The sequence below is a fragment of the Muriicola sp. E247 genome (assembly GCF_041358175.1).
Classification (GTDB): Bacteria; Bacteroidota; Bacteroidia; order Flavobacteriales; family Flavobacteriaceae; genus Muriicola.
Window position 1 is genome coordinate 160,153 of record NZ_JBGKBE010000007.1, and the last position, 21,043, is coordinate 181,195.

The window sequence follows — 21,043 nt, forward strand, 5'->3', positions numbered from 1 at the left end:
GTTAAAATTATTGAATACAAATTAATATTCTCATTAACTCAGCAGCGTATCCTTTAAAAATTCGATATAAGGGTCTTTCTCGTTTTTGGTGTCATAGAGTGTGTCGTAAATAAGAACAGCCCTTTCATAGCACTTCATTTTGTATCTGATCCCAGCCTTTTCATCCACAACTGTGTAGTGCTTTTTAGAAGCATCCAGATCGCCCAGAAAAATACTCGCCTCGGCCATCGTTACAAATTTCGGTACACTATCGTAGGGATATTGGTCGGCAGCGCTTAAGGCAACCGCGGCGTATTCCCGCATATCTTTTTTACTGAGATCGAGCTTAGCCATCATAAAGGCTACTTTTACCGCATTGGTAAAAACCTGTTCTTCATCATCAGTTTTAACTGCCAGTTCATAAGCCTTCTTATAGATCTCCAGGGCCTCCTGTCCTTCCTTCTGCAACCTGTGTTTTATGTAGTAGTTGCGATACAAATCGCCCAGGGTTTCCATCAGGTCGGGATCAGACTTAGTCCTTTTGTTTTTATTCAGAGCAACTATTGCGTCTTCCACCCTGCCGACGGCCTCCATAGATTTAATCAACCTTATAAAACTCTCCTCATCAAGGGCTTCCAGATTGGGCTCTAATTCGGCTATGATGGCTTCGTGATCATGCGCATTCTGAGGAAAGTGACTCAGGATTAGATTTTCAGACATCTGCGTTTTAAAATACGGAGTCTGTACTATAGCATTACCTTCCTCGTCCTCACAATTACTAGCCATTTTAGGAACTTCATTAAAGATGTATTCCACCACATCCATCATACTAACTTCAGGGTCTGTGAACGGCCTAACATGCTGTCCGGCCAGTACGTCGAGCAATGCCTGTGTAAAGAAGCTATGGTCTCCGTAACCATAAGATTTTTGATTGTCCTGGCAGGAAGCCATAATCCAGATTCCCTGTTCGTCATTGAGTTTTTGGGCCATCCCGTACAGGCCTTTGATCCCACTTTGCACCATTCCTTCAGCGTGGCAGCAGTCGAGAAAAAGCACCAGTTTATTTGATGGAAGTGCATTGATCTTTTCCCGGAGTTCTTCAGCCGTGATCATGGTCTCTTCAATATTATCAGCGGTCATGTCTGAGGGTTGCAGAAAAAATTTATGCTGGTCGCTGTATTTACCGCCGTGCCCTGAATAGTACAACAGAATTGTAGAATCCTCATTGGTTTTTTCCCTTAACTCGTCAAAGGCTTTAAGAATTCCGTCCCTGCTGGCTTCTTTCTCCGTCCTGACGATCACATTGTCTTTTGGATAGCCAATAAGTTTATCATCTATCAGGCTTTCCTGAAGCATCCGTGCATCGTTGACTGTATATTCTATTTTATCCCCTCCCACCCCGATGATGAGGGCAAAATTATTTTCCGAGTTGAACATTGAGTTGGTTTTTTTCTGGTTGACTGCTGTTAGAATTATTTTCTGATTAGTACCAGAAGGTGAGTATCTTTTTAAATCGTTCTGATGATCTTAATGATTGAAAGAGGACATCATTCTGGAAGGTAGTACTTGTAAATCGTTTTCCGGCAGCCACGGCTTTGGTAAGATGATCCAGGGCAGACGCATCCTGCCCTGTAAATACATAATATCTGGCCAGGGCATAGTCTACTTCCCCAAATTGATATTTGGCTCTCAGATTTTCAATTCTTTCCAGAGTTTGTTTTGCTTTTTCATCCTTCCCATTCTTATGAGAAGACATCGCTAAAAAAGAAAGCATCGGTATTTCATTTGTACTCTCTGTTAAAACCTCTTCAATTCTTTTCTCGGCCTCAGGAAAGTCCTTTTTATAAAATGTGATTTCCGCACTGAGTTCTTTTTCTGCCGGGGTTAATAAATTCCCCCTTTTCTCCTGATATGCCAGAACATCATCAAAATAGCGGTTCGCATTGGTTTCGTCCCCGGTTTTCAGGTATTCAAGTCCGGTTTTTAACATCATCAGCTGCCAGTAGTCTATCCTCCCTAGCAGACGGATGTGTTGCAACAATTCATAAACGGCTGCGTGATCTTCGTCCAGCACATAGGCTTTCATTAGTACTTCCTTGATCCACTCTTGTCCTGCGGTTCGGGCATAAGGTTCTAACAATTCTATGGTCTCGTCTACCTTTCCCAGTTCCAGGTTGGCCATGCCTTTGACAAAATACCGGTATTCACAGGAGATGCAATTGTCAAGATCAAAGTCGTTTTTAGGAATCGCTGCATAAATGCTATCCACATCCTGGGGTCTGTTTACAAATTGAAGGGCAAGGACCATAGTACTCAAATTGAGTTCAATCTCTATCGGTGCCACGTTGTATTCTTCCTGATAGGTTCTGTATGCAGTACGGTTATCCCCCTTAAAACAGGCCTCGTAATGTTGTATCATATTGAGTTGTTCCTTCTTGGTGCCAGTTTCAGCAGCCAACACCTGTAACAGTGAATCAGCCACCGCAAACTGATCCCGGTTATAGTAGTAAGCAACTCTGTCTATCTTGGGTTTAAAAAAACTACTGTCGGCAGCAATTGCCTCATTGATGTATTTTAATTGTTCATCAGATTGCAATTCGAGCAGGGCATCACTTTCCAGCCATAACTTGTATGCAGTGTAATTAGGAGGAGTTTCTTCCAGGGCCAACTGAGCCATACCTTTTGAATCCAGATAGCCCAGCACCCGTTGTTTTATTGCTTCAATGCAATCAAGCGGACTATCAGCATCACACTCTGTTATTTCAAATGATACCAGTGTCCTGTTCATATTGCCATCCAGAACCGAGCACTGCAGTAACAATCGGCCGTCTTTAAGATAGTAAGTGCCTGTGACGACTTTTGAGGGCTTCAAATACTCCTTAAGTACACCATTTTCTCCTGTCGGCACAAGGGTGGCCTTGAGTACTTTGGTGTAATCTTCCACCACCTGCGGTGAGATCACCTGCCCTACTTTATTCTGGGTAATCCCATGCATAATCCAGTCTACTGCCATTTTACCTACAACATCCATATTGGGGTCGGTCGTATTATTTTCAAAGGGCAGAACGGCAATTCGGTCGTTGTCTGGTTCCTCGGGAAAAGTAAAGGCACTCATGTTCTCCTGATTGATAAAGTTTGCTTTTACGATCAGGGCGGCAGAGAAGAGAGATACGAGGGTTATAACAAACAAGGAAGTGAAATACAATTTTTGAAAAGGGCTGTAGAAATGTACCCCGGGCAAATGTACCTTCCTTTTTTTCAGACCCTTGATTTCCTCTGCTGAGTTTGCCGACTTGGATGTTACTTTTAAACCCTTTCTTCGGCTGAATCTGGACTCGAGAGGCTTTAATCGATACCTCCATATCAGATAAACATAAAAGGGAAATCCGATAAGCAAAACAAGTAAAAGATAGGTCATGCTTATTTTAGGCAACCCAAAGGGTTCATAGATTACCGAAAACACCTGTATCAGGACCCAGCTGGAAACAATATAAATGGAAAGGTTCTTAAAAACCTCCTTTTCATGACATTCTTTAACAAAGGCTTTAAAATTCATTTAATAGAATCGGTATGGGATTTATATAGAAGTCTTAACAAAATACCTTAGGAATCGAGCTAATTTTTCACTAATATAGTGATAAATTAACTCTAAAAATTATAACCATGGGGACCACAAAACCACAAGCATCGTCCAAAGGAGGACATGTTCCAAAAACAAAAGTAACTTCAAAGGAAGGCCACGTTCCAAAGACGAAAGCAACCTCTAAAGGAGGTCATGTTCCAAAGACCAAGTAAATCTGCGAGAATTATCTCCTAATTAATTTGGGCAGAATCGCATAGGCAGTTTGCTGTTAAATTTTCAAGAAATCAGAACCGGGCACTTTTGTGTCCGGTTTTTTAATAAATATCTGTGAAATTACATTCTGAAAAAGCTACACCAAATTACCTCATAGACTTTGACTCAATGCCAGAAATTGAGAACATTCTTAAAACTCTCTAATTCTGTATAAGGCTTCATCAGGACATCGTCATGGAATGTCCCTGGATTATACCGTTTCCCTGCTGCTACCGCACGGATCAGGTTTTGAATTAGTAGATCGGTATCCCCTTTAACTGCATAATATCTGGCTTTCGCATAGTCGATTTTACCATACTGATAGTCAGCCCTTAGTCGGTCGATATCCCCCATCAGCTTTTCCGCTTTTTCCAACTCCCCTTCCTCAAACAAGCACATCGCTTGAAAAGAGATGTAGTCCACATCTTCAGGGTCTATCTCCTGTAAACTTTGAAAGATCTCACTTGCTTCTTTGAATTCATCCAAATAAAAATAGGTGAACGCCTTTAATTCCTTTTCCTCAATAGTCAACTCAGCCGACTGATCTTCAAGTGATCCGAGCAGCTTATTTAAATACAAATCGGCTCGTGAACGGTCTTCCTGCAGAAGGTATTGTTTGGCTACCAACAGGCATTTTTCTCTCCAGGTATCCAGATCGCCAGTAAGCTTAATAGTGTTCATAATGTTATCGACTTCCGAATGATCGCTAATGCGCATATTGGCATACATTAAGACGTCTTTTATCCAGTAAAACTCCTTTACTCTTCCATAGTCCTTAAACATCTCTATGGCCTTTTCAGGTTTGCCGAGGGCGATATCGGCCATGCCTTTGCTAAAGTGACGGTATTCACAGGTCTGGCAGCTTAAACTGTCTATATTAGCCATGATCGGCTGTTTGTTATAGATGGAATCAATTGCCTCCGGCCTGTTTACAAACTGAAGCGCCAACACCATGGTACTACTGTTGTTGTTGAGATCATCGGGTTCGGTATTATACTCTTTCTTTAGGTAGGTAAATGCCCTCTTATTATCGCCTTTAATAAGAGCAGTCCATAATTTTACAAGATTTTGTTGCCTTTTGCTTTTTAGATTTGCAGATGAAAGCTCCCTTGCCATGGAATCGGCCATGGCAAAATCTTCCAGGTTATAATAATAGGCCATCCTGTGCAGTTTGGGCTCAAAATACGTACTGTCGAGGGCTATGGCCTCATTGAGGAGGTTTAAGTATTCGGGGGTATGGCTCTCAAATTTATTCATTCCCTGCATCAACTTGTAGGCTTCGTAATTAGGGGGTGTTTCTTCATATACGGTATATAATTCATCTTCCTCTAACAGCGCACTGAGCAGCCTTTGTTTGAGCATTTCTATGCAGACCAGCGGACTGTCTGAGTCGCAGGAAACCGGTTCAATGGTCTCCAGGGTTTCATTCATATTCCCATCCAGAATGGTGCATTGGATCAAAAGTTTTCCGTTGTTCAGGTAGTAATTCCCCGAAATGATCTTACCGGGCTTCAGGTATTCGGTCAGTATTCCATTGTCTTCATCCGGTACCAGGGAAGCCTTTAGTACCGTTGCATACTGCTCTACCACTTTTGGGGATATTACCTGCCCCATGTCATTTTGTGTAATTCCGTGAATAATCCAGTCGACCGCCATTTTTCCCACCACATCAAGTTCTTCATTGGTTGTGTTATTTTCAAAGGAGAGCACGGCGATCTTGTCATTGCTATCATCTTTGGCGAAGGCAAATACGCCCGGTTCAGGTTCGTTGATAAAATTGGCTCGGACAATCAGGGCTACAGCAAATACCGAAATAAGCAGGATGGCAAAGAGAAAGGTGAAATACATTTTTTGAAAGGGACTGTAGAAATGGATCCCCGGGAGATGTACCTTTCGTTTCTTAAGTTGAGATTCTACCCCTTTATCTCCTGTTTTATTTTTTACGAATTTCATCCCTTCACGCCGACTCAGTTTGGTCTCGGATGGTTTTAGGCGATACCGCCAGATGAGATAAGTATAGAATGGAAAACCTGCAATCAATACCAGCAAGAGGTAGGTCATGGAGATCTTAGGCAGTCCAAAAGGTTCCCACATTTCCGAAAAGACCTGTATCAATACCCAGCTGGAAACGACGTAAATGGAAAGATTTTTAAATACCTCTTTCTGATGGCATTCTTTTACAAATTCTTTTAAATTCATTCTTGTGGTTGGCTAGTAACACTTCAAGATAATAATTAATTGTTTAAGACAACCTTACTGAATGATAGATCACCCCAGGAATAATTGTATATACAACATGTCCTAACCTATTTTTTTGGTATCTTTTTAGTTGCAAAAAGAGCTTTTGGCTTTTACTCTAAATTAAAGTACTCATGAAAAAATTAAAGAAAGGTGAAATTAAACAGGAGGTGTTTGAGCTTTACGATGCTTATGCCCACAACAAGTTGCAACGCAGGGAATTTATTGAGAAGCTATCAGTCTATGCCGTTGGCGGGATAACCGTTGCTTCACTGATGAGTTTCCTTATGCCGAATTACAAGGACACCCTCCTAGTAAAACAGGATGATCCCGGCCTGGATTCAGGATTTATTACCTATGACTCTCCGAAGGGAGGCGGTAAGATCAAGGGCCTGCTTTCAAAACCCAAAGAAGCCAAATCTGCTTTGGGCGGAATCGTGGTGGTTCATGAAAACAGGGGTCTAAATCCTTATGTAGAGGACACTGCGCGAAGGGCAGCACTTGCCGGTTTTATTACCCTGGCGCCCGATGCACTCTCGCCCCTGGGCGGTTATCCGGGAAATGATGACGAAGGAAGGACCATGCAGCGAAAACGCGATCGGAATGAAATGCTGGAGGACTTTATTGCCGCATTTAACTATTTAAAGGAACACAAAGACTGCAACGGTAAGATCGGGGTGGTTGGTTTTTGTTTTGGGGGTTGGATCTCTAATATGATGGCGGTAAAAGTACCTGACCTGGCTGCTTCCGTACCTTTTTACGGCGGACAGCCCAAGGAAGATATCGACAAGATCAAAGCACCTCTGATGCTTCAATTTGCAGGACTCGACGAACGCGTCAATGCGGGTTGGCCGGCCTATGAAGAAGCCTTAAAGAAACACGGAAAGGAGTATGTGGCCTACACCTACCCGGATGTCAACCACGGCTTTCACAATACGAGTACGCCACGTTACGATGAAGAGGCTGCGGAACTGGCCTGGGGGAGGACTATTGAATTTTTTAAAGAGAAATTGAATTAGTTATCCGGCAAAATGAGTCAGTTCATAGATCTGAATTCACTTGGGGAGTGACCTACGCGCTGTTTAAAGAGACGGGTGAAATGCTGCGGATATTTAAACCCCAGTTCATGGGCAATTTCACTGACTGTTTTAGTGGGGTCGAATACCCTCTCCTTTGCTTCTTCGATTAATTTATTCTGTATGTATTCCTGGGCAGAATGGCCTGTCTCCTTTTTAATGAGGTCTCCGAAATAGTTAGAAGATAAATGTAATTGATCTGCAAAATACGCCACTGAGGGTGTTCCGTATTTTTGAGGTCTGTCAGAAGTAAAGTATTCCTTTAAGAGCACATCGAAATTCTCAAGGAAACTATTGTTCTCTTTTTCCCGGGTAAGGAATTGTCGATCGTAAAATCGCACACAGTAGTCCAACAGAAGTTCGATGTTAGCAGTAATGAGTTTTTTGGTGTGCTTGTCGATAGTCTGGTCCAGTTCAAACTGAATTTTATCCAACAAGCTTACGATCACCTTTCGTTCTTTGGCCGAAAGATGTAGTGCTTCAAAAAGTGAATACGAGAAATAGTTATAATGATGAATTTTACGACCCAGTTCGGTGCCCAAAAATAAATCGGGATGGAACAACAAGGCATAGCCTTTCGGACGATAATTTGGATCATCATATGAAAGCTCAACCAATTGATCGGGTCCAACAAAAACCAGAGTACCCTCATCATAATCATAGGGCTTTCCGCCGTATTTCAACTTGCACCCGGTAGCGTCCTTTAGAAAAATGGCATAGCAGTTAAATCGCAGAGCATTAAAGTCTTTAATGGTCTTTCCGTCTTCATCTACATCCTGAAAATCAACCACCCCAACTAATGGGTGTAAAACCTCCTGGTTGCGCAATTTGAGGTAGTCTCCTACTGCTTTAATTTCATACACCTTCATTATCCCGTTATTAATATTTTGTTAAAGATAAGACATTGATAACCAGCGAATCAAACATCCTTAGAGAATTCTGTAATAATGGTAGATAAATCCGTAATCCGGGTAATTAATAGATCATAGACAGGCTTTAATTTTGTTGCATGACAGAGAATAGGATAAACTATTGGTGGAAATATTCCAGATTCAGAATGATCTTTTCAGGATTGCTGTTTGTTGTATGTGGTTTGTCCTTTGGGCAAAGTACTAGTAAGCAAATTACTGCCAGACTCATCACTGATAACATTGTATTGGATGGGTTGATGGATGAAACAATATGGCAAACTGCCGAAGTTGCCAGTAATTTTCAGCAATTCTTTCCTTCAGACCAGGTTGAGGCACAATACACAACCGAAGTAAGAGTATTATATTCTGAGACTCATCTGTATGTGGGTATTTACGCTGAAAAAGCTCCAGGGGATTATGTAGTCTCCACCTTAAAAAGAGATTTTGGTGCCCTTACGAATGATAATATCTCTCTCCTATTCGATACCTTCAGCGACGGCACTACAGCCTATTTCTTTGGAGTTACCCCCTATGGTGTACTGCGTGAAGGCTTGGTCTCAGAGGGCGGGGCTTCTTTTAACAATACCTGGGATATCAAATGGCAGGCTGAGGCGAGTCGATTTGATGATCATTTTGTAATAGAAGTCGCCATCCCGTTTACTTCCTTAAAATTTCCGGAAGGGACCTCAACATGGCGTTTCCGTCCTTATCGTTGGAATAACCAGTCGAACCAGCAGGATAGCTGGGTAAAAGTTCCTCAGCAACAACTGCTATCCAGTCTGGCTGATATGGGGGAACTCATTTTTGAAAAACCTCTGGGTGAATCGCGAATGCCCATTGCTTTGATTCCATATATCAATATCCTTGCGGACAAAAACTATGGTGCAGATGAGTCTGACACACAATTTAAAACCGGGGGCGATGCTAAAATTTCAATTGGCAACGGTATGAATCTCGACCTCACACTGAATCCCGACTTTTCCAATGTGGAAGTGGATGATATTTTTACAAACCTGACCCGTTTTGAGGTGAGATTACCTGAAAAGCGTCAGTTCTTTATAGATAACAGCGATCTTTTTGAAAATTTCGGAAATACCTTTAATGAAGCCAAACCTTTCTTTTCCCGGAGGATTGGTCTTGCACGGAATGCCGAAGGGAACCTCATTCAAAATGATATTATTGGCGGTGTCCGTCTCAGTGGGAAACTTAATAAAGACTGGCGTTTGGGAGTGCTTAACATACAGACTGCCAAGGACGAAGCCAATGAAATTGCTTCCAATAATAATATGATGCTGGCCCTTCAGCGGAAAGTTGGTGCCAGATCTAACATTGGCGTGTTTTGGGTCAACAGACAGGTGATGGGCGATGAGGGATATATTACCCCTGATGATAATTTCAATCGGGTCATAGGGGCGGATTATAATCTAGCTTCAGAAGACAACAACTGGAATGGAAAATTCTACCTCCACAAGTCTTTTCAGCCAGGAGACAACACAGGAAATTTTTCTTCCCAGGCCACTGTTACTTATAATCCCCGTAAATGGCGAATTACTGAGGACCTGGTTTATATTGACCAGGATTTTACAGCAGACCTTGGCTTTGTTCCACGAACCGATGTATTGAAATGGGGTAATGGAATACAGCATATCTTTTATCCCGAAAATGGGATCATCAATACGCATGCACCCCGTTTACTAACTATAGTCTACTGGCGGCCCTCGCTTGATTATAAAAAGACAGACCATCGTTATACGGGGAGCTGGGAGTTTGCCTTTCGGGATCAGGCTACGGCAGAATTTTCCTTTACCAACAACTATATTTTTCTTACCGCACCATTCGATCCTTCCCGAACCGCAGGAGCGACACCTCTACCGGGCGATCAGGGATACACCTTTAACCAGGCCAGCATAGAATTTGCTTCTAATAACACTAGTGTTTTTACCTATGGTGCTAATGCTACAATAGGCCAGTTTTTTAATGGCAATATTACCGCCCTTGGAGCACAATTTGGATTCAGAGTGCAACCTAAGGCCCAATTCAGTCTAAGACTAGACTATAACGGGATACGACTTCCCGATCCCTATGCGGATGCAAACATCTTTTTTGCCACCTTCAGATCGGATATCACCTTCAGTAAGAGCCTGTTCTGGAATACCCTGGTGCAGTACAGTAACCGACAGGAAAACCTTGGGATCAATTCGAGGTTACAATGGCGATTCGCACCCCTTTCTGATCTGTTTCTTGTCTATAACGATAATTATTTTACAGAGACATTTGCACCGAGATTCCGGTCTATAAACCTTAAATTAACGTACTGGTTAAACATATAAGTTCTTCCAAATGAATCAAATCCAATATTTTCTAGTTGTCATGAAAATGAAAAGCAATCCTAAAGACGTAAGCTTATTGAAATGGAGTTTGCTTATCGCTCTGCTTATAATACCTGTAATCCTATCTTCCCAGAACAAACCAATGATAATTCAGGATCAGGGAAGTTTTGCAGTTGGCGGTAGTGTTATCGAAAATCCAGGGACTTTTGATGCCATTAAACGCACGCCTGAAGGCCAGACTTATCACGGTGACCACGCCTATGTATTTTACCAAATTCCGGTTGATCCAAGAAAATATCCCCTTGTGATGTGGCATGGTTTCGGACAATCCGCCAAGACCTGGGAAACTACCCCAGACGGGCGGGAAGGATACCAAAACATCTTTTTAAGACGAGATTTCAGTACCTATATCATAGACCAGCCAAGACGGGGAAGAGCCGGGCGAAGTACTGTTGAAGCCACGATCACTCCAACCCCCGATGAGCAGTTTTGGTTCAATACATTTCGTATAGGGATCTGGCCGGACTATTTCCCCGGAGTTCAATTTGCCCAAGATAAGGAAACACTCAATCAGTATTTCAGGCAGATAACACCCAATATCGGGGGATTTGACACCGAAGTGATTACAGATGCTGTATCCCGGCTTTTTGACAAGATTGGGGAAGGCATCCTGATCACCCATTCCCATTCAGGTGGCTTTGGCTGGGCAACCGCCATAAAAAATGACAAAGTGAAGGCTATTGCGTCCTACGAACCTGGTTCCGGCTTCCCGTTTCCTGAAGGAGAAGTGCCGGGGCCCTTGGAAAGCTCAGCAGGTGATTTGCAGGCTATTGGTGTTACCAAAGCAGATTTTTTAAACCTGACTAAAATTCCCATAATCATTTATTACGGGGACTTTATTCCTGAAGAGTACGACCCCAATCCCGGGACGGACGGCTGGCGCGTTCGCCTTGAAATGGCGCGTAAATGGCGTGATGTGGTTAACAATTACGGAGGCGATGTTACAGTGGTTCATCTCCCTGAAATCGGCATTGAGGGAAATACTCATTTTCCGTTTTCTGACTTGAACAACCTGGAGATCGCAAACCACTTGTCAATCTGGTTAAAGGAGAAAAACTTAGATTAAATAAACAATATCAATGAAAGTTCTGAAATCATCCTTGATCCTTATGTTTCTTTGCCTCCCGATTATTTCCTGTATTGGCGAATCGAAGACTAAAAATGTTGATACGGACCCACAAGATGCAATGATCAGGATCGCAGAAATTGATATCGATTCTGTGTATTTGGATGAGTACCTGGATATACTCAGGGAGGAATCAGAAGCGTCTGTAAGATTAGAACCCGGGGTCATTTGTATCTATCCCATGTTTCAAAAAGAAAATCCAACGCAAATCAGGTTACTTGAGATCTATGCGAATAAAAAAGCATATGAATCTCATCTCCAAACTCCCCATTTCAAAGTTTACAAAGAATCTACACTGCATATGGTCAAATCCCTGCGATTAATCGATGTTGAGGCGATTGACCCCGAAACCATGCCGGCGATTTTTAAAAAATTTAATTACTAACTTAAAATAAAAACATTATGAGGTCACTTATTATTGGATTTGTATTTACAGCAATTGGAGCCCTGTCTTTTGCACAGGAATCCACAATAGAAAAGGAAATCAAAGAAATCTCAAAAGCCAAATGGCAATGGATGGCCGATAAAGATGTGGACAAGTTGGCCAGTTTATTTCATGACAAATCAAGGTTTGTTCATATGAGCGGCTCCTGGAAAAAAGATAGGGAACTTGAAATTATCGAGACCGGAAGCATTTGGTATAAAAATGCCGATGTACACGATGTGGTAGTAGAAATATTTGATGAAAATACAGTGGTGCTTTGGAACCGAATTACGCTTATGGCCCATGTTCGTGGTAACGATGTTTCTAATGAATTTACAGTCACTGAATTCTATCAGAAAGAGGGAGGAGAATGGAAATTGCTGGATCTTACTTTTAGTAGTGTTCGGGATACCCATAAAATAGAGCACTAAGAAAGATGTAAGATGAAAAAAATTATAATAGGATTAGCGTTAGTATTCAGTTCAATATTAATAGCACAAGAAAAGGTCTATAATCCCGTAAGGGTCACAACTGAATTGGGTGTAATTCGTGGAATTACTGACAATAAAGTAGATAGTTTTAAAGGAATTCCCTTTGCGGCTCCTCCAATTGGTGAGTTTCGTTGGAGGGCTCCTCAACCATTATCAGCCTGGGAAGGTGAATTGGATGCTACGGAATATGGCGCTAACTGCGCACAGTCTGGTTGGGGTGGGGCCCCGGGAACCATTAGTGAAGGTTCATCCGAAGATTGTCTATACCTGAATGTGTGGAAACCTGCTGATGTAAAAACGGGTGCGAACCTACCCGTTATGGTTTGGATTCATGGCGGAGGCTTTGTTGGTGGTAGTGGTTCCGGAGCTGGAATTGCCGGTGATGAGTTTGCCAAGAAAGGTGTCATTTTGATTACCATCAATTACCGTTTGGGGCGTTTGGGCCATTTTGCATTCCCTGCTTTAAGTGCCGAACATCCTGAAGAACATAAAGGCAGCTATGCCTATATGGACCAGATTGCAGCGCTACAATGGGTGCAAAAGAACATTGCTGCCTTTGGTGGTAATCCTGATAATGTGACCATCTTCGGCTTTTCTGCAGGTGGGGTTTCGGTACATTCTTTAATGACCATTCCAGAGGCAAAAGGACTCTTCCATAAGGCCATTAGCGAATCTGGTGGAGGTCGTGATGGTGTACTTACCGGAAGGCCTATAAAGGAAGAAAATGCATCTCCTTTTTATCCTGTTTCCGCGGAGACCATCGGTATCAACTTTGCCAAAAAGCACGGCATAGAAGGTACAGATTCCGAAGCTCTGGCCAGGTTACGCGCCTTAACGGTGGAAAAAATTGTTGATAGCGGACAGGAAACTGATGGGCAGGATGGTCCACGTATCTATTCCGGACCAATCTTGGACGGCGAATTGGTAACTGAAACTGCCGAAAGTGCTTACAAAGCTGGTAGACAAATGCAAATACCATTGATCATTGGATCTAACAGTGCCGAAATCGGCGGGAGTTTTGTCAACAACAGTAAAACAAAAGCAGAACTGTTTTCGCTTTTTGGCGAGTTTAAAGAGGAAGCGAAAACTGCTTATGACCCTGATGGTAGCAAAGAATTTGAAGAGGTGATTACTAAGTTCAATACCGATTGGGTTTGGGGAGAACCAGGTCGTTTTGCCGCCAGAGCTTTAGCGGAACAAGGTGAACCTGTGTTTATATACCATTTTGGATTTGTACCGGAGCCTATGAGGGAAAGAATGAAATACGGTGCCGGCCATGGTTCCGAAGTTAGTTATGTTTTTAATAATCTTGACGCACGTTGGGGAAATCCTGAGATAACTCAAGAAGACAGAAAAGTGGCGGAACTAATGAATGGGTACTGGATAAATTTCGCCAAGACCGGAAACCCGAATGGAGATGGATTACCTAACTGGCCTATTTACAACGAAGAGGATGGCGCCATTTTAGATATTGAATTAGATGGTGAAGCAGTTGGAAAACCAGATCCAAGAAGAGCGAGATTGGATGTCATTGAGAAGGCATTTAAGTTAAGGAGTCAACTTCAATCGCGGGGTATCTAACTGTGTAAATAGAATAGTAAAATTATGCATAAAACTGTCTTTCTCCTGTTACTCTCATTTGTGAGTCTGGCAATGCATGCCAGACAGTGGGTGCAGGAGTCAGGGGATGACATTTTAATTGTTTATTTATCGCGAACTAACAACACTAAGACTGTTGCCGAAATCATCCAAAATGAGGTTGGAGGAGATTTGGTTGCTCTGGAATTAGTGGAGCCCTACCCACAGAATTACCAGGCCATCGTGCAACAGGTTGCAGAAGAAAACAAAACCGGATTTTTACCTCCTCTGAAGACCCAAATAGATATGGATAAATACGATACCATTTTTCTGGGCTTCCCAACATGGGGGATGCAACTTCCGCCACCGGTAAAAACCTTTTTGCACCAATATGATTTAAAAGGAAAAACGATAATTCCATTTAATACCAATGCAGGTTATGGGGTGGGAAGTGGTTTTAAAACGGTAAAAGAACTCTGTCCAACAAGCAACATTCTCAAAGGTTTTGAGATCAAAGGAGGCGTAGAACGGGATGGGATTTACCTGGCCATTAAAGGTGAAAGAAAAACAGAGGCAAACATGAAAGTAAGGTCTTGGTTGAGGAAGATTGGAATAGAAACTTCTCAATAGAACGAAGATTAAAATTTAACATCATAATCCAGATTAAAGTTGAATATCAACTTCCTTTACATCTGATAAATTAGTACATTAAAGAACATAAAAATTCCATCATGGCAACATTCAATTTAAAGATTAACGGAAAAACACAAAAGGTAGATGTAGATCCCAATACACCCTTGCTTTGGGTACTTCGGGATCATCTCAAGCTGGTTGGGACCAAATACGGCTGTGGAATAGCTCAATGCGGTTCCTGCACAGTGCATTTATCGGGAATTGCGGTTCGCTCTTGTATGCTCACAGTATCAACAGTAGGCAATCAGGAGGTGACTACTATAGAAGGCCTTTCGGAAAACGGCGATCATCCTGTTCAAAAAGCCTGGATGGAAGTAGATGTGCCTCAATGCGGTTATTGTCAGGCAGGACAAATCATGACTGCTGCTGCTTTACTTGAAAACAATCCTGATCCTTCCGACTCTGAGATCGAAATGGCCATGAATGGTAATATCTGTCGTTGTGGAACATATGTCCGCATCAAGAAAGCTATAAAACTAGCGGCTAACTCATAATCATTACAAAATTTATCCCATGACAATTCTAAAAACACAGATAGGAAGACGAGCATTTATCAAAAACACCAGCCTTGCCAGTGGAGGACTTGTTCTTGGATTTAGTATACTCAATTCTTGCGGCCCCGGGGATACAAAGAAAATGGCAGTAAAAGAAATGCCGAAAGAATGGTTTGAAATCAATGCCTACCTTAAAATAGGTGATAATGGTCTGGTCACCATAATGGCCCCCAACCCCGAATTTGGTCAGGGAGTTATTACATCTATGCCCATGATTGTTGCCGATGAACTGGATGTTGACTGGAAAGATGTACTGGTGGAGCAGGCTAATTTTGATGCCGATGAATACGGTTGGCAATTTACAGGGGGAAGTCAGGGAATCCGGCGCCGTTGGGAAGGACTCAGACTCGCTGGTGCTACTGCTAAACAAATGCTGAAGGAAGCCGCTGCACAAACATGGCAAGTTGCTGTCGAGGAAATCGAAGTTTCAGAGGGGATGTTGACCCATGAAGCTTCCAAAAATTCCGCAGGCTATGGTGAAATGGCTTCTATCGCAGCAGGGCTGGAAATCCCGGAAGAAGTACAACTCAAAGATATTAAAGATTTTACCATCATAGGTACCTCCAAAAAAAGTGTTGAAAATCAGAAAATCATCACAGGTAAACCTTTATTCGGGGTCGATTACGAATCTGAAGGGGCTTTAATAGCTATGGTAGAGCACCCTCCGGCATTCGGATTGCAGCTGAAATCCTATGATGATAGTCAGGTACGCAAAATGCCAGGGATAATAGATGTCTTTAAAATCAAAACGCTTCAAAAGGATATGACCAGGGGGTATTTTGACACCAATGCATTTACCGATCTGGTAGCCATAGTTGGGAATACCACCTGGGAAGTCATGAACGCAAAAAAACAATTGAAAGCAGAATGGGAACCCTTTTCCGATACTTCATTTAAAATGGATCGATTCGGTACTCAGATGAATGTTGAGGTGCCGGGTGGACTTGAAAATACGGACGACCATTATGCTCAAATGAACGTAATGGCAGCTAAATCCGCTACTACGGCCAGAAAGGATGGTAATCCCGAGGCTGCCTTTAAAGGTGCAGCTAAGGTTATAGAAAGATCTTACACCTGTCCCTTTTTGGCACACAATTGCATGGAACCTATGAATTTTTATGCCCATGTAACCGAAGACGGAGCAAAATTAGCAGGACCTCTACAGGCACCGGCTTTAACGGAAGGTACCGTGGCCGCCCGTCTAAATATTCCCATCGAAAAAGTGGATATTGAACTCACGCGGATGGGCGGGGGATTTGGAAGACGCGCTTATGGTCATTATGCCGTTGAGGCCGCGTTGATCTCTCAACAGGCCAATGCTCCCATAAAATTGGTCTATAGTCGTGAAGATGATATGACCTTCGGAATATATCGTCCATCATACCATGCCACTTATCGCGCAGCACTTGATGAAAACAATAATTTGATAGCATTTCACGTAAAAGCGGGTGGAGTACCCGAATCTCCTCTATTCGCAAACCGCTTTCCCGCAGGTACGGTTGATAATTACCTGGCTGAACAATGGGAAATCAACTCCAATATAACCATAGGGGCATTCAGGGCCCCCCGATCAAATTTTATGGCAGGCGTTGAACAGGCATTTCTGGATGAAGTGGCGGAAGCTGCTGGGAAAGATCCTATCGATTTTCGACTGGAATTACTGGAACGTGCAAAAAACAATCCTGTTGGGGAGAACAACGAATATGAACCAGACCGATTAGCAGGTGTACTTAAATTGGTTCGTGAAAAATCAAATTGGAATGAAGTTCCATCAGGAGTACACAGAGGAGTATCAGCCTACTTTTGTCATAACAGCTATGCCGCCCACGTGGTGGACGTAGTGATGGACGGCAATACGCCGAGAGTGAATAAGGTTGTATGTGCGGTAGATTGTGGAATTGTCATTAATCCTGATGCGGCAACGAACATGGCCGAAGGTGCTATCGTTGACGCTGTTGGTAACGCTATGTACGGGGAATTGACTTTCCAGGACGGACGACCAGAACAGAATAACTTTGATCGCTATAAAATCATCCGCCACAGTGAAGCCCCTAAGGAAATTGAAGTCCATTTTGTGAAAAATGACATAGATCCGACTGGACTTGGTGAACCGCCATTCCCTCCAGTATTCGGGGCTTTGGCCAATGCATTGTACAAAGCAACCGGCAGAAGGCACTACCAACAGCCATTTGCCACTGATCGACCACCTTTGGTGGGTTAATCGTTTATAATATAATTTCATTATGCTTACAAAAACACATATCGGAAGACGCGCCTTTATCAGGAATACAAGCCTGGCAGGGGGCGGACTTATACTGGGATTCAGTTTTTTGAATGGGTGTAAGCCCGGCGGGACCAAAAAAATGACCGGACCTGAAATGCCGGATGAATGGTTTGAGATCAACGGCTATCTCAAAATTGGAGATAATGGCATAGTTACCATAATGTCTCCCAACCCGGAAGGCGGGCAGAATGTAAAAACCTCCATGCCCATGATCGTCGCTGATGAACTGGACGTGGACTGGAAAGATGTGACCGTGGAACAGGCACCACTGAACACCGAATTGTTTACCCGTCAGTTTATTGGCGGAAGTCAGGCCATTAGGCATGGCTGGCCCGGTCTGCGAATGGCAGGGGCCTCGGCTCGTCAGATGCTTAAAGAAGCAGCTGCAACTCAATGGGAAGTGCCTGTAGATGAGGTCACCACTGAAGCCGGCATGTTGTATCATAGCAGTAGTAACCGATCTATGGGATATGGGGATATAGCATCAGCGGCAGCCCAACTTACTGTCCCGGAAGAAGTTCAGCTCAAGGAACTGAAAGATTTTAAGATCATAGGTACTTCCCGTAAGAATGTGGACGCTTCAAAGATCATCACCGGAAAACCGCTTTTTGGTTTTGATACATATGAAGACGGGATGCTAACCGCGATGATCATTCATCCGCCGGCCTTTGGAATGAAATTAAAATCAGTAGACGATACGGCAGCCAGGAATATGCCCGGGATCAGAGATATTTTTACTATAAAAGTTCTGGAAGACGACTTTGTACGACAGCATTTTGACACCTGCACCTTCCTTGAAGTAGTCGCAATTGTGGGTGATACTACCTGGGAGGTCATGAACGCTAAAAATGCTGTAAATACGAGTTGGGAACGCTTTGAGACCTACACGGAAGAAAGAGTGCCCTATGGCCGGTCGCAATACACCCTCACCATTCCTGCCGGCCTGGAGAATACTGCTGATCACAAAGCCCAAATGAAGGAGATGGCTTCAAAGAAGGCTAGTGTGGTGCGCAAGGATGGAAATCCTGAAGCAGCATTCCGCAAGGCAGTAAAAGTGATCGAAAGGACCTATACCGGACCTTTTATGGCGCATAATTGCATGGAACCTATGAATTTCTTCGCCCATGTAAAGGAAGACAGTGCTGAACTCTCCGGACCTTTGCAAAAAGCAGAGTTGACAGAGCATACCCTCGCAGCCCGTTTGGGATTACCCGTTGAAAAAATTGATATCCAAATGACCCGACTTGGAGGGGGTTATGGCCGTAGATCCTACGCCCACTGGGCCATAGAGGCAGCTCTTATTTCTCAAAAAATAAAGGCCCCGGTTAAACTGATATACTCCCGGGAAGATGATATGACAGGAGGTATATACCGACCCACATATCAGACTACGTACAGGGCCGGACTAGACGCTGATAACAATCTCATCGCCTTCCATGTCAATGCCGGGGGAATTCCTGAGAGTCCGCTGTATGCCAACAGATTTCCGGCAGGCGCTGTAGACAATTATCTTGCTGAGAGCTGGACGATCAATACCAATATCACAATAGGCTCTTACAGGGCGCCCCGTTCCAATTTCGCTGCCTGTGCAGAACAGTCTTTCCTGGATGAAGTTGCGGAAGCGGCAGGTAAGGATCCTATCGATTTCAGATTGGATTTACTTGATCGGGCTAAAAAAGATCCAGTCGGGAAAAATAACGATTACGAGGCAGATCGATATGCCGGAGTTCTGAATCTTGTCAAGGAAAAATCGGGTTGGGGTAATGGAGATGCAGACCTCAAACGCGGGGTCGCGGCCTACTACTGTCACAATTCTTATGCTGCCCAGGTGGTGGATATGAGATGGGAAGGGAACAAACCTATAATTGACAACGTTTACTGCGCGATAGATTGCGGAATCGTTATCAATCCTGATGCAGCTACAAATTTATGCGAAGGTGGTACTATCGACGGCATAGGTAATGCCCTTTACGGAGAACTGACCTTTGAAGCCGGAGTACCTCAAAAAAGCAATTTTGACCGCTATCGAATGATCCGTATGAGTGAAGCCCCTAAGAATATCGAGGTGTACTTTGTGGAAAATGAGATAGACCCCACCGGACTCGGGGAACCTACCTATCCGCCTGTGTTTGCTTCCGTGGCCAATGCCCTTTACAAAGCTACGGGAAAACGTTATTACGATCAGCCATTTTTGGGATAGAGGATATCTAGAGTAGCTCTTTAAAACAAAAAAAGGAGATCATTTGAACTCAAATTTGTCTTTAGGTGTGTGGACCTTATTTGAATTCTGAAGCCAGTTCTTTGAGATACCAGCTCAGGTTACCGATATCATAATCCAGCCTGTCCAAGGTCATGATTACGGGATATTGAATTCGAGTAATATTGGGATCCTTCATTCGGATCAAAGCAAACATGGCTTTGTTGTAATAATCGTTCTTTGAGGTTTCGAGATACTTAAATGGTATTTTTTTTCTTGACAAAAACTTGCGTGTATATTCAGAACGGGCACAACCTTCCCCATAAAATACGATCACAGGAATATTTTCGGCATCGAACGACTCCAGGAGTTCACGTTTGATCTCGAATTCCTGTAGTTTAGCTTCATCCGGAGTGGGCTTGGCTATGTATGAGTATTGCGAACTGACGGAATAGGGTTCAGTAGGATCATATTGAAGTGTTATCATGGGAACATAGGTATTCGGCGGAATCAATTTGGTAACAGGTCCCTGATACCCGATAAGATTATCGGCTGTCAATCTCAGGATGACCTCATGGGTTACCTTGGCTCTATTGAACCCCATGAAGATAAGGGTTGAATCTCCCTGTTCCATCTTCACTTCAATTTCTTGCTCCTGTGCAGAAACCTGGTATATCGTGAGAAGAAATACCAGACTGCATGACAAATAAATATTGATCATACGCATGATGAAAGAATTTTCTGTAAAATAATAATTTTTAGACACATGCTAAACTCACCTTTAAAAAGCAATTCTGATACATGAAGGGATCGATGATCATTTTCGATCATTGTCAGAAGGAGGTATAAGTCAACAAAAGCCATATGGCTATGCTTTGTCATTATTTGTTTCATGCATTTTCAGTTAAAAAATTGGATTTTGGGATTTGGAATTTCGATATTCAGGATTACGGCTTCGCCGTGATCCTGAGGTGGGGGTGTTTCTCAAGAAAATCCAATCCGGACCATTTGGCCCGGATGTCTTTTCCAATTGCTTCAGCCTGCAAGCGAGCTTGCGGCTTTCGCAAATGAAAAATCCAACCACTTTCGTGATTGGATTTTCTTGGTCGGGGTGGCAGGATTCGAACCTGCGACCTCCTGCTCCCAAAGCAGGCGCGATAACCGGGCTACGCTACACCCCGAGATGGTCATCAATAAATCGTTTTGCACCTCGTTTTTTGATCTTCCGCTCTAAGATTAATGCTTCAGATCTGTGCTCGACACTTAA

16 protein-coding genes and 1 tRNA gene are annotated in these 21,043 nt (G+C 43.1%); 11 read left to right on the forward strand and 6 right to left on the reverse strand.

What is annotated here, in order from left to right:
* Positions 1 to 33: 33 nt before the first annotated feature.
* Both ACA086_RS11270 and ACA086_RS11275 read right to left on the reverse strand, forming a co-directional pair.
* Positions 34 to 1,416 (reverse strand): caspase family protein, encoded by a 1,383-nt coding sequence (locus ACA086_RS11270; protein WP_371003409.1) that lies wholly within the window; start codon positions 1,414 to 1,416, stop codon positions 34 to 36.
* Between the two features lie 46 nt (positions 1,417 to 1,462).
* The gene (locus ACA086_RS11275) at positions 1,463 to 3,535 is read right to left on the reverse strand and encodes a hypothetical protein (protein WP_371003410.1); all 2,073 of its coding nucleotides are present in this window, start codon (positions 3,533 to 3,535) and stop codon (positions 1,463 to 1,465) included.
* Positions 3,536 to 3,642: 107 nt separating this feature from the next.
* On the opposite strand from ACA086_RS11275, the gene ACA086_RS11280 reads away from it, so the two are divergent.
* Entirely contained in the window at positions 3,643 to 3,774 is a 132-nt protein-coding gene (locus ACA086_RS11280) for a hypothetical protein (RefSeq protein ID WP_369747508.1), read from the forward strand.
* 166 nt (positions 3,775 to 3,940) lie between these two features.
* Here the strand turns inward: ACA086_RS11280 and ACA086_RS11285 are convergent, their stop codons facing one another.
* Positions 3,941 to 6,013, reverse strand: coding sequence for a tetratricopeptide repeat protein (locus ACA086_RS11285; protein ID WP_371003411.1), 2,073 nt, complete (start codon positions 6,011 to 6,013; stop codon positions 3,941 to 3,943).
* A 173-nt stretch (positions 6,014 to 6,186) separates the two neighbouring features.
* Between ACA086_RS11285 and ACA086_RS11290 the strand changes: the two genes are divergently transcribed.
* Entirely contained in the window at positions 6,187 to 7,071 is an 885-nt protein-coding gene (locus tag ACA086_RS11290) for a dienelactone hydrolase family protein (RefSeq protein WP_371003412.1), read from the forward strand.
* Between the two features lie 17 nt (positions 7,072 to 7,088).
* Here the strand turns inward: ACA086_RS11290 and ACA086_RS11295 are convergent, their stop codons facing one another.
* The gene (locus tag ACA086_RS11295) at positions 7,089 to 7,997 is read right to left on the reverse strand and encodes a helix-turn-helix domain-containing protein (protein ID WP_371003413.1); all 909 of its coding nucleotides are present in this window, start codon (positions 7,995 to 7,997) and stop codon (positions 7,089 to 7,091) included.
* A gap of 140 nt (positions 7,998 to 8,137) precedes the next feature.
* Here ACA086_RS11295 and ACA086_RS11300 point away from each other — a divergent pair, with 140 nt between their 5' ends.
* The 9 genes from ACA086_RS11300 (at position 8,138) to ACA086_RS11340 (ending at position 19,779) form a co-directional block, all read left to right on the forward strand.
* Positions 8,138 to 10,369 carry a DUF5916 domain-containing protein gene (locus ACA086_RS11300; RefSeq protein ID WP_371003414.1) on the forward strand — a complete coding sequence of 744 codons (2,232 nt, stop codon included), beginning with the start codon at positions 8,138 to 8,140 and terminating at the stop codon, positions 10,367 to 10,369.
* Between the two features lie 10 nt (positions 10,370 to 10,379).
* Positions 10,380 to 11,495, forward strand: coding sequence for an alpha/beta fold hydrolase (locus ACA086_RS11305; protein ID WP_371003415.1), 1,116 nt, complete (start codon positions 10,380 to 10,382; stop codon positions 11,493 to 11,495).
* 13 nt (positions 11,496 to 11,508) lie between these two features.
* Positions 11,509 to 11,940 (forward strand): putative quinol monooxygenase, encoded by a 432-nt coding sequence (locus ACA086_RS11310; protein WP_371003416.1) that lies wholly within the window; start codon positions 11,509 to 11,511, stop codon positions 11,938 to 11,940.
* Positions 11,941 to 11,957: 17 nt separating this feature from the next.
* On the forward strand, positions 11,958 to 12,410 hold the full coding sequence (locus tag ACA086_RS11315) for a nuclear transport factor 2 family protein (protein ID WP_369747501.1): 453 nt from the start codon (positions 11,958 to 11,960) through the stop codon (positions 12,408 to 12,410).
* Between the two features lie 12 nt (positions 12,411 to 12,422).
* Positions 12,423 to 14,051, forward strand: coding sequence for a carboxylesterase/lipase family protein (locus ACA086_RS11320; protein ID WP_371003417.1), 1,629 nt, complete (start codon positions 12,423 to 12,425; stop codon positions 14,049 to 14,051).
* 24 nt (positions 14,052 to 14,075) lie between these two features.
* Positions 14,076 to 14,678, forward strand: a complete 603-nt coding sequence (locus tag ACA086_RS11325) for a flavodoxin family protein (RefSeq protein WP_371003418.1) — start codon at positions 14,076 to 14,078, stop codon at positions 14,676 to 14,678.
* A gap of 101 nt (positions 14,679 to 14,779) precedes the next feature.
* The gene (locus tag ACA086_RS11330) at positions 14,780 to 15,235 is read left to right on the forward strand and encodes a (2Fe-2S)-binding protein (RefSeq protein WP_371003419.1); all 456 of its coding nucleotides are present in this window, start codon (positions 14,780 to 14,782) and stop codon (positions 15,233 to 15,235) included.
* Positions 15,236 to 15,254: 19 nt separating this feature from the next.
* Positions 15,255 to 17,516 (forward strand): molybdopterin cofactor-binding domain-containing protein, encoded by a 2,262-nt coding sequence (locus tag ACA086_RS11335; RefSeq protein WP_371003420.1) that lies wholly within the window; start codon positions 15,255 to 15,257, stop codon positions 17,514 to 17,516.
* A gap of 19 nt (positions 17,517 to 17,535) precedes the next feature.
* Positions 17,536 to 19,779 carry a molybdopterin cofactor-binding domain-containing protein gene (locus tag ACA086_RS11340; RefSeq protein ID WP_371003428.1) on the forward strand — a complete coding sequence of 748 codons (2,244 nt, stop codon included), beginning with the start codon at positions 17,536 to 17,538 and terminating at the stop codon, positions 19,777 to 19,779.
* Positions 19,780 to 19,855: 76 nt separating this feature from the next.
* Here the strand turns inward: ACA086_RS11340 and ACA086_RS11345 are convergent, their stop codons facing one another.
* Entirely contained in the window at positions 19,856 to 20,497 is a 642-nt protein-coding gene (locus ACA086_RS11345) for a hypothetical protein (RefSeq protein ID WP_371003422.1), read from the reverse strand.
* 382 nt (positions 20,498 to 20,879) lie between these two features.
* Positions 20,880 to 20,957 (reverse strand) — tRNA-Pro (locus ACA086_RS11350).
* Between the last annotated feature and the right edge of the window lie 86 nt (positions 20,958 to 21,043).